This window comes from Buchnera aphidicola (Melaphis rhois) (genome assembly GCF_005080745.1).
GTDB classification, from domain to species: Bacteria; Pseudomonadota; Gammaproteobacteria; order Enterobacterales; family Enterobacteriaceae; genus Buchnera_B; species Buchnera_B aphidicola_AT.
The window spans coordinates 539195-549832 of the sequence record NZ_CP033004.1 but is presented as its reverse complement, the minus strand read 5'-3'; the positions used below and the strand labels follow the sequence as shown (position 1 = coordinate 549832).

The 10638-nt window shown below is 24.6% G+C and carries 8 protein-coding genes, 1 tRNA gene and 1 pseudogene; 7 read left to right on the top strand and 3 right to left on the bottom strand.

The features are described 5' to 3' along the window. Positions 1-121: pseudogene (locus tag D9V73_RS03030) on the bottom strand (pimeloyl-[acyl-carrier protein] methyl ester esterase); the annotation flags it as partial. A 258-nt stretch (positions 122-379) separates the two neighbouring features. Here D9V73_RS03030 and D9V73_RS02540 point away from each other — a divergent pair. The 3 genes from D9V73_RS02540 to deoD all read left to right on the top strand — a co-directional run bounded on the left by D9V73_RS02540 (position 380) and on the right by deoD (position 4874). Continuing rightward, the gene (locus tag D9V73_RS02540) at positions 380-955 is read left to right on the top strand and encodes an NfuA family Fe-S biogenesis protein (RefSeq protein ID WP_158336707.1); all 576 of its coding nucleotides are present in this window, start codon (positions 380-382) and stop codon (positions 953-955) included. A 1921-nt stretch (positions 956-2876) separates the two neighbouring features. Next, positions 2877-4109, top strand: coding sequence for a phosphopentomutase (locus D9V73_RS02535; RefSeq protein ID WP_158336791.1), 1233 nt, complete (start codon positions 2877-2879; stop codon positions 4107-4109). Between the two features lie 48 nt (positions 4110-4157). After that, a complete protein-coding gene (gene deoD / locus D9V73_RS02530; RefSeq protein WP_158336706.1) occupies positions 4158-4874 on the top strand; it encodes a purine-nucleoside phosphorylase in 717 nt (238 codons plus the stop codon). 66 nt (positions 4875-4940) lie between these two features. On the opposite strand, the gene D9V73_RS02525 is transcribed toward deoD, so the two are convergent. Beyond that, positions 4941-5026: transfer RNA gene (locus tag D9V73_RS02525), tRNA-Ser, on the bottom strand. A gap of 607 nt (positions 5027-5633) precedes the next feature. Between D9V73_RS02525 and aroK the strand changes: the two genes are divergently transcribed. The 4 genes from aroK to trpS all read left to right on the top strand — a co-directional run bounded on the left by aroK (position 5634) and on the right by trpS (position 9337). Continuing rightward, a complete protein-coding gene (aroK, locus tag D9V73_RS02520) occupies positions 5634-6158 on the top strand; it encodes a shikimate kinase AroK (protein ID WP_158336705.1) in 525 nt (174 codons plus the stop codon). Between the two features lie 42 nt (positions 6159-6200). Then, positions 6201-7283 (top strand): 3-dehydroquinate synthase, encoded by a 1083-nt coding sequence (gene aroB / locus D9V73_RS02515; protein ID WP_187307822.1) that lies wholly within the window; start codon positions 6201-6203, stop codon positions 7281-7283. A gap of 317 nt (positions 7284-7600) precedes the next feature. Further along, on the top strand, positions 7601-8263 hold the full coding sequence (gene rpe / locus D9V73_RS02510) for a ribulose-phosphate 3-epimerase (RefSeq protein WP_158336703.1): 663 nt from the start codon (positions 7601-7603) through the stop codon (positions 8261-8263). Positions 8264-8335: 72 nt separating this feature from the next. Then, a complete protein-coding gene (gene trpS / locus D9V73_RS02505; protein WP_410051758.1) occupies positions 8336-9337 on the top strand; it encodes a tryptophan--tRNA ligase in 1002 nt (333 codons plus the stop codon). Here trpS and tsgA read toward each other — a convergent pair. Further along, positions 9334-10494: an MFS transporter TsgA gene (gene tsgA / locus D9V73_RS02500; RefSeq protein WP_158336702.1), complete on the bottom strand. Its 1161-nt coding sequence runs from the start codon at positions 10492-10494 to the stop codon at positions 9334-9336. The two genes, trpS and tsgA, sit on opposite strands and share 4 nt — an antisense overlap. Positions 10495-10638: the final 144 nt, after the last annotated feature.

Here is a 10638-nt window from a genome sequence, read left to right as displayed (position 1 = left end):
TAAAATGAATATTTAGTTTGGATAATATTATATTCCAAATTGTTGAATTAAAACCCCATCCATGTATTAAAACCAAATGTATTTTTCCAATTCCTTCAGTATGCCAATAAAATTTATTCATAAGGTGTTATTGTTTTTTATAATTATTGATATTTATTATGAAATTATTATAGTATTTTGAAATAAAATAGTAACATTTATGAATGTATAGATTTTTTTTAATAATCAATATATTTAAATTATTTTCATTTAATATTTTTCTATTGTATGGGTAGTTAAAACAGTAGTATTTTAGTTTTAAGATACATACAATTATAATATTTATGATATAAGTTTTATACAATAATATATTTTAAGTTTAAATAATTGAGTATACTTTATGGTTAATATATCTAAATCAGCACAAAAACATTTTTCTCAATTACTTATAAAGCAAAAGAAAGGTACTAACATTAGAGTTTTTGTTAGCTATCCAGGTACTCCTATCGCAAAATGTGGTGTATCTTTTTGTTACCCAGAAGAAATAACAACACAAGATGTTAAATTTGAATATGATAGTTTTGCAGTGTATGTTGATCAATCAAGTATGTTTTATTTAAAAGATTCTGTAATTGATATTGTAGTAGAAAATTGTAATACTCAGTTAACTTTAATGGCTCCGTATGCTAAAAAATATACTTTAAATAAAGATATTGCATTACATAAGAGAGTAGAATCTTTTTTAAATTCGAAAATTAACCCTCAATTATCTGCTCATGGAGGGAAAGTTCATTTAGTAAATATTACCCAATCAGGATATGTCACTCTTAAATTCTTTGGAGGTTGTAACGGGTGTTCTATGATTGGATATACTTTGAAAGAAGGAATAGAGCGTCAATTATTAATAGAATTTCCTGAATTGAAAGGAGTTTATGATACTACAGCACATCATAAAGGTAATCATTCATATTATTGAACATGATAGATATTTCAAAGAAAAATATAAGTTTATTTTTTTTTAATACAAAAGAGAGTGAGTTTCTTTTTTTTTAAGTTTCTTGGTGTTTTTTGAATGTTATTAATTAAATTATGATTAAGTAAAAATATAGTTTTGTTAGCGTTAATTTTATAATTAAATAGCAACTGCTAGTTATTTCAATATTTTTACAATCATGATTTAGTTCTTTTAAAATTTTTATTTTATCGCATTTTATATATTATATAAACGTACAGTTAATAATTTAAATTAGATTTAAAATAAGATTATATAACTTTTTCTAAAATTTCTGAAAGAAAATGTTATTTTGATTGACAATTAAATTATATATTGATTTTAACATAATTTTTATGCGCATTATTAAAGGTTTATATATTATTTTTATGTAATATAATTGTTTTATTTCTTAAATATAATTTATTTTTGAATAATAAGTTAATTGAACACACAAAATAGTATTTAGTTGTTAATGAATAAATTAAAGTGGTTTTGTGTTCATTAGATTTTAGTTTTAATAATGTAATTTATAAATTAGTAATAATTATTAATTTTCTTAAATTTTAAAAAATGATAGTTCTAAAGTATAGTATAAGTTTATAAGATTTATTTCATATAAAATGATATATTTATCATATTTTTGTAATTTTTATAGATATTTTTTTATCTCTTTTGTTGTTTATATTATAAAAATCAACTAATGGTGTATATTATAATTATTAGTACATAATAACATTTTAGACGTTCAATAATAATCTAGGATTAAAAAATTGTTTTTCAGATTTCAAAAAATTTTGATATGTCTTCAGATTAATTTTAGTATCAACAGTTTCGATGAAATAAGTTACATATGTAAATTTTGGTTATATCCTGGTTTTTTAACGTCTTGTTAATGTTTACCAATTTTTTTAATCTAAATACATAATACAATATAAAAATATTTATACTATATAATATACTTTGATATACAGGTTTTATTTTTAAATATATGCATATTTAAATTTTTTAATACGTTTTTGTAAATTATATAATATATGTTTTATATGTTGCCGTAATATAAAGTGATTTTTTATTATCTTGTTAATGTTAAAATTTATAATACGTATTATTGAAGGTTGCTTTATTTATAAATACATTTTAAATTAAATTCGAGTTTTATCCTTCCTAATATAAGGAAATAATTTTTTCATCGAACAATTTTAATGTCTTGATAAAATGATTAGATCAGTTTGAATGATAAAAGATAAATAATTAAAATAACACAATTTAATCAGGTTAAATGTAAAATTAGAAAATGAAACGATTGTTATTGCTATATCTATTATTAAAATTTTACATAATGTATATTAAATTAATTTATTGGATACAAAAAAAGCAAAAACTTCTTTTGATAAAGACTTACGTTGTTAATAGGGAATTTTATTTTATAGTTATTGATATAGTAAAAATATTATAGTAAAAATGTTTAATCTATGTTGTTTGATATGTATGTTTTTATAATTATTTTATTGATAATTTAGATATATATTTTATTATTTTTATAAAATTCTCTGATTAACTTAAATAGGAATTAAGAGATAAGTTTATTTATTTTATAGCATGTATAACATGTATTTAAATTATATAGTTTATATTTTTTAAAGAAAATTTATAAATAAATACTATTTATGATTTTAATATTATTTGTAAATTAGATGATGTGTTTTAAATGATATTATTAATACGTTTTTAGTTCATAAGTTTCAAAAAGATAGAATTTACAAAATTTATATATAATATGTTTAGTTATTTTTGTACTATAATACAGTATAACGTTTTGGTAGTGTTATAAGAAATACATTAAGTGTTTTAATTGAATATATTTGATTGCAGTAGTTTAATGAAATGTAAGTATGGAGATTATATGAAGCGCGCATTTATTGTAGTTTTAGATTCTTTTGGAATTGGTTCGACTAGTGATGCGCATAAATTTAATGATGTAGGGTCTAACACATTTGGAAATATAGTTAAGTGGTGTTATTTGGGAAAAGCTAATAATGGCCGTATAGGACCATTGTATATACCTAATTTAGTTTCTATGGGATTAGTACATGCTGCTAAAAAATCGATAGGAAAGAATGTATTTGGAATTAAGGAAAGTCAAGAAATTTTAGGGAGTTATGCTTATGCCAGTGAAATTTCTTCTGGAAAAGATACGTCTTCAGGACATTGGGAAATAGCTGGAGTACCGGTGTTATATGATTGGGATTATTTTAGTGATGTATACAATAGTTTTCCGAAACATTTATTGGATAAAATTGTTAGCGAATGCAATTTGTCTGGAGTATTAGGTAACTGTCATTCATCTGGTGTATCGATATTAGACGAATTTGGGGAAGAGCATATAAATACAAAAAAACCTATTTTTTATACTTCTATTGATTCGGTATTTCAAGTTGCTTGTCATGAAAATGTATTTGGTTTAGAAAAGTTGTACGTACTTTGTAATACTATTAGGAAAATATTGGATAATGAAAAGGTAAATATTGCTCGGGTTATTGCTAGGCCGTTTATTGGTAATAAAAAATTTAATTTTCATCGCACAGGAAATAGGCGAGATTTTTCAGTTAAGCCTCATGATGTTACTGTTATGAAAAAATTAGTTGACGAACAACGTGGAACAGTAATTTCAATAGGTAAAATTTCAGATATTTATTCGGGAGAGGGAATTACAAGACAAGTTTATGCAAAAGGTTTATCAGATTTATTTAATTCTACTTTATTAGAAGTAAAAATGTCACGACATAATACCATTGTTTTCGTTAATTTTGTAGATTTCGATTCTTCATGGGGGCATAGACGCGATGTTTCTGGATATGCCAAAGGTTTAGAATGGTTTGATAGACGCTTACCGGAATTGTTACAGTTAATAGAAAAAGATGATATTTTAATTATTACTGCAGATCATGGATGCGATCCTACATGGATAGGTAGTGATCATACAAGAGAAAATATTCCTATATTGGTATATTGGCCCACGATAACACCGAAGTTTTTAGGACATCGTGATACCTTTGCAGATATAGCTCAAACATTGGCAAAATATTTTAACCTATCTCCAATGAAATTTGGGAAAGAGATGTTTCTTAAGCTATAAGATTATTGCAATTGTTATTATAATTTCATTAAAAAGTAGGAGTATAATATGACAACCCCTCATATTAATGCGAAGAAAAAAGATTTTTCTGACTTCGTTCTTATGCCTGGTGATCCTATTCGATCAAAATATATTGCAAAAAACTATTTAGATAACGTCATAGAAGTTACTAACGTTCGTTCAATGTTAGGATTCACTGGATATTACAAAGGAAGACGTATTTCTATTATGAGTCATGGCATTGGAATACCTTCGTGTTTGATTTATGTTCAGGAACTGATTACAGAATATAATGTATCAAAAATTGTTCGTATTGGTACATGTGGAACTGTGTGTAATAACATAGATCTTTATGATCTTATTATTTGTTTAGGTGCTTCAACTGACTCTAATATAAATAAATCACAATTTCAACATAATAATTTCTCTGCTGTTGCAAATTTTGATTTAGTTTGCAATTTAGTGTCTTCTTCTAAAAATTTAGGTATTCCAGTTCATATCGGAAACTTTTTCTCAACGGACTTATTTTATAATAATAATTATGATATTGTACAAATTATGAAGCGATATAATATTATTGGTTTAGAAATGGAAACAGCTGGATTATATAGTATATCTGCAGAGTTTGGAATAAAATCGGCGTCCATTTGTACAGTATCTGATCATATCATTAAAAAAAGTCGAATCACCTTTCAAGATCGAGAATCTAGCTTAGATAAAATGATAAAAGTTGCTTTAGATTCTACTTTATTAGATTTAAATTAATATATTTATTTAAAGATATATTAAATAATATTTATGTTATTTTTATTAATGTAAAAGATATTATTATGGTGAGAAAGGGATTCGAACCCTTGATACGTATTTCGTATACACGCTTTCCAAGCGTGCTCCTTAAGCCTCTCGGACATCTCACCGATTATGTTTTTTAAAAAATTGTAATATATCCTGTTTTAAATAGTTTATAGTATACAATAAATATTAGAAAACAAAAAACATTTTTAGACAACATTAATAAGTTATCTAAAAAATAATATTAATATAATGGAATAGTACAAATTTTTATTTATATTAAATTTTTTTAAATAATATTTTATCAAAAATAAGGCATTCTGTTTTAGGATCTGCAATTAAATATCATTATTTTTAATATTTTTATTTTTTTATTAAAAAACTATTGTTGTCTCATTATAAAATGATGTAACTTTAGGTTATTGTATTTTTTATGCAGTAATAATATCGATACTTTTAAAATTTTGTTCAGTTTTTATAATTTATTTAATATATAAAATTAATTATTATTCAGAAATATTCTTTAACGGTTCATATTTATAATATCTTTTTATTTAATGTTTATATTAATATTTTTCAAATGTTTCAAGTGATATTTAGTTTTTGTTTAAAGAAAATATTAGGTATTGAACTTAACTTAAATATTTAATTAAAATTTTATCTCCTGCCAGTTCAGTAACACTGAGCATGGTTATCGCTAACAAATTATCTTAATAAAATAATATTAAAAAAATGGCAGAAAAACGAAACATATTTTTAATTGGACCTATGGGCGCGGGGAAAAGCACTATTGGTCGCCAGTTAGCTCAACAATTGAATATGGAATTTTATGATTCTGATCAAGAAATTGAAAAACGAACTGGCGCTGATATAAGTTGGGTATTTGATGTAGAAGGTGAATCAGGATTTAGAGAACGCGAGCGAAAAATCATTGGAGAGCTTACTAGTAAACACGGTATTGTATTAGCTACAGGAGGCGGTGCAATTACATCGAAAGAAACTAGGAACAAATTATCATCTCGAGGTATTGTAGTATATTTAGATGCTACTGTAGAAAAACAATTAATAAGAACTAAAAAAGATAAAAAAAGGCCTTTATTGCAAATAAATGATATGCCTGTAAAAACAATTTTAGAGTCATTAGCTATTGAGAGAAGTCCTTTATATGAAGAAATAGCAGATATTATCGTAAAAATGGATGAAAAGAGTGTTAAGTCAGTAGTATTTTATATTATTCGTTTGCTAAATAAAAACTAGTTTAATAATGTTATTATTTAAAAATTTTAGGATATATTAATTTTGGAAAAAATAGAAGTATTTTTAGGTAATCGAAGTTATTTTATTAATATTGGATCGTCTATATTTGAAATAGAGAATATTTTTTTTCCATTAAAACCTGGTGATCAGGCTATGTTAGTTACTAATAACATAGTAGCTAATATGTGGAAAAGTAATATTAATTATTATTTAAATAAAATGGAAATTAAGGTAGATTATGTTATTTTACCTGATGGTGAAGTTACTAAAAATGTAGGTTCAATGGAATATATTGTATCAGAGTTATTAAAAAAATTACATGGAAGAGATACTACTTTAATTGCTCTAGGAGGGGGTGTAGTTGGTGATATAACTGGTTTTGTTGCATCGATATATCAACGAGGAGTAAGATTTATACAAATCCCGACTACTTTTTTATCTCAGGTTGATGCTTCTATTGGTGGGAAAACTTCCATCAATCATATTCTTGGAAAGAATATGATCGGTTCGTTTTGGCAACCAGTATCTGTTATTGTAAATCTTGATTATTTGTCTACTCTTCCTAAAGATCAATTGATATCTGGAATTGCAGAAGTTATTAAATATGCTATTGTTTTTGATAGCATGTTTTTTAATTGGTTAGAAGAAAATATTGATTTTATACTAAAATTAGATGTAAAAAAAATATCTTATTGTATTAAAAAATGTTGTAAAATTAAAAAAATGATAGTGGAGCAAGATGAAAGGGAAAATGGTTCTAGGATATTATTAAATTTAGGTCATACGTTTGGTCATGCAATTGAAACTTATTTAGGATATGGAATATGGTTACATGGAGAAGCAGTAGCTGTCGGAATAGCTATGTCAGCTGAAACTTCTTGTTTGTTAGGGTGGTTAAGTACTTTTGAAAAAAATAGGATTATTAATTTATTACATCGAGTTGGATTGCCAACAAAAGGGCCTAAAAATATGGATTTTAGTTCTTATTTTTCGAATTTTTTGAGGGATAAAAAGGTTACTTCGGGAATGATAAGATTGGTATTACCAGTATCTATAGGAAAAGCTGTGATTTATTCTAATATAAAGGACGATATATTGATTTCAGCTATTAATCGTTGTCGATAATAGGTTTTGTTATTTCATTTTGAAATATTAATTAATACTTATATGAAAATATATTATTTTAAAGGACACATTCTATGAAAACTATTTTATATGGCATTTTGAAAATAATTAATAGTTAATATTTAGTAACTTTTAAAAAATACATTGTCTTTATTTTATATTTATTATTAAACAGCGTTATTTTTATAAAATTATAGAAATCTATTGTTAGTTTTAGTTATTATTATTAATATCTTAAGATATTTTCTAATTTTATACGTAAGTTTTAATATAATAGTTTTTGGTTAAGTTTAATAAAAATTTTTTTAGGAAAAATAATGGAAACCTCATGGTTAGCACCTTCAATCTTATCTGCAGATTTTTCACGATTAGGAGACGAAATTAGAAATGTATTAGAAGCAGGAGGGGATATTATTCATTTCGATGTTATGGACAATCATTATGTTCCTAATTTAACGTTTGGACCTATGGTGCTAAAGTCTATTCGAAATTATGGAATTACGTCGATTATTGATGTTCATTTAATGGTTAGTCCAGTAGATGATTTAATAGTTCAATTTTCTGATGCAGGTGCTGATTTTATTACCATTCATCCAGAATCAACCAATCATTTACATCGGTCATTAAATTTAATTAAAAGTTGTGGTTGCAAAGTAGGATTAGGTATTAATCCTGCTACTTCTTTAAATATTTTAGAATATGTTATGGATCAATTAGATATAATTTTATTGATGTCTGTTAATCCTGGTTTTTCTGGACAAAATTTTATACCATCTACGTTTAAAAAATTGCTTCAAGTACGTAAATTAATAGATAATAGTCATAAAAATGTTCTTTTAGAAGTTGATGGAGGGATAAACTTGGATAATTTGAAAGAAATAGCATCTTTCGGAGTAAATATTTTTGTCGTTGGTTCTGCTATTTTTAAGGCGAAGAATTACAAAAAAATTATTAATGATATGCGTCATAAATTAAACTAGTTAAAACAATTGTTTAAAAAGTATAAAATATAGTTATGTATAAATTTTCGACATTTTATGTGGAATTAAATAGTGAATGATATTAATAAGGTTTTATTTAGTGCTATACAACCATCAGGTCAGTTAACTATAGGTAATTATATTGGTGTTATGCGTCAATGGATAAAAATGCAAGACACTCATACATGTTTATATTGTATTGCCGATTTGCACGCTATTACTACCCGACGTTCTCCTAAAGAACTTAGAAGAGATGTATTAGATACTATTGCTTTATATTTAGCTTGTGGATTTGATCCATATAAAAGTATTATTTTTCTTCAATCACAAGTACATCAGCATTCCCAATTATGTTGGTTATTAACATGTTATACTTATTATGGAGAATTATCCAGGATGACCCAATTTAAAGATAAATATTTTCAAGGTAATAAAAATGTTAACTCTGGATTATTTAATTATCCAATTTTAATGGCATCTGATATTTTGTTATATAAAACTGATATTGTACCTATTGGGAAAGATCAATCGCAGCATTTAGAACTGACCAGGAATATCGCACGACGATTTAATTCATATTATGGAAACATATTTACTGTTCCTGTCAGATATATGGTAAAGCATGGTTCTAATATTTTATCATTATTAAATCCATGTAAAAAAATGTCTAAATCTGACTCTAATAAGAATAATGTAATTTTCCTATTAGATAGTATCAATAGTGTTTCAAAAAAAATACAATCAGCTGTTACTGATTCAAATAATCCTCATAGCATTCATTATGATATGACAAATAAAAAAGGAATATCTAATTTACTTAACGTTCTTTCTGGTTTAACAGATAAAACAATTTCTGATTTAGAAATAGAATATTCTGGAAAATCGTATAGACAATTTAAATCAGATATAATTGAAATTATATCTGATATCTTAATAAGATTACAATCTTCATATTTCTATTATAGACAAAATGAAGAATATTTAGAGAATATATTATATTATGGTTCTTCTAGAGCTTGTCTTCGAGCGGATAAGTTATTAAACAAAGTAAAAAAAGCAATAGGATTAATTTAATATTTTGGCTTGTAGTGCAATTTTAATAGTATAGATAGAATAAATACTATTCCGTATAGTATGTTGGATGTAATTAATGCTGAAATAAATCCATAATTTTTTACGATTGGACCAGTAACTATAAAAGTTAATAGTGTTCCTATTGTTCCGCTTGTCAAAATGAAATTAATGATTTGTGGAGAGGGTAATTTTGTTTGATGGGAAGCTAATGTAATGATAATAGTGTATATAGCGCTAGAAAAAAATCCTAATAAAATTATGGTGAGTTTTAATAAATTATAGCTATAAATATTATTAAACATATACATTAACAGTGTAGATATGCCAGTTAGGTATATGAGTATATTTTTTAGATTAAAATATTTTAGTATATAACTGAACGACCACATTCCTATCATGTATGACATCCAAAAATTACTGACTAATGTTCCAGCCTGAGTAATATGTAAATCAATAGATTTTGTAATATATTCGGGAATCCATGAAATAAAACTTAATTGTCCTAATATATATAACAACGCCGATATTGATAGATAGAAAATAGAAATATTCCATTCTTTTGTGTATTTGTTTTTTTTTGTTATATGATTTATAACAGGAAAATTCAAACTTAATGTTAAAATAAATATAATGAGATAAAGTATTCCTATCAATGGATAAATCCAATACCATGTAATGTGGTGAGACATTAACAATGTTGAAATTATCGGGAAAATAATACCTGACATACTAAAACAAGAATCAGTTAGTAATAATAAAGAAGCTCTTTTGCTTCCTGTATATAGATGAGTAATTAAAAAAGTACCTATAGACATAGTTACTCCACTAACCATTCCCAATAGAAATATACTAAAAGAAAATAATATTAGTTTGTGTTGGTTGAATATTAGTATCCATATAGCTATTATTGTGAGTATGAATCCGATAACTAGTTGATTTTTTAATTTTAAAATATCTATTAGCCATGAATTTAAAAAAATAGAAATTAAAATTCCGGCATTTAAAAAAGTAAAAGTATTACTCATATTAGTAATAGATACTCCAAAATATTTAGATACGTTTTCTAAAATTATTCCAGTAACGACAATTAATGCTCCTGTTAAAGCATATGAGCAAAAACTAATAAAAGTCAGTCCAATAAGATTTTTTTTTCTCATTATTTTAAATTCCTATATATTTCAATAAACATCAAGAACGTGAAAATTTTATTTTTATTTAATAGAGAAAAGTAATTTTTATAGTTATTTAATAAAATAAGATTTTATTATATTAAATAATTTATTTTTAATAATGTTTGACGT

Bases quoted from the DNA above. Each gene is read 5' to 3' on its own strand.
- D9V73_RS02540 (WP_158336707.1), top strand. From the start codon at position 380: ATGGTTAATATATCTAAATCAGCACAAAAACATTTTTCTCAATTACTT.
- D9V73_RS02535 (WP_158336791.1), top strand. From the start codon at position 2,877: ATGAAGCGCGCATTTATTGTAGTTTTAGATTCTTTTGGAATTGGTTCG.
- deoD (WP_158336706.1), top strand. From the start codon at position 4,158: ATGACAACCCCTCATATTAATGCGAAGAAAAAAGATTTTTCTGACTTC.
- aroK (WP_158336705.1), top strand. From the start codon at position 5,634: ATGGCAGAAAAACGAAACATATTTTTAATTGGACCTATGGGCGCGGGG.
- rpe (WP_158336703.1), top strand. From the start codon at position 7,601: ATGGAAACCTCATGGTTAGCACCTTCAATCTTATCTGCAGATTTTTCA.
- tsgA (WP_158336702.1), bottom strand. From the start codon at position 10,494: ATGAGAAAAAAAAATCTTATTGGACTGACTTTTATTAGTTTTTGCTCA.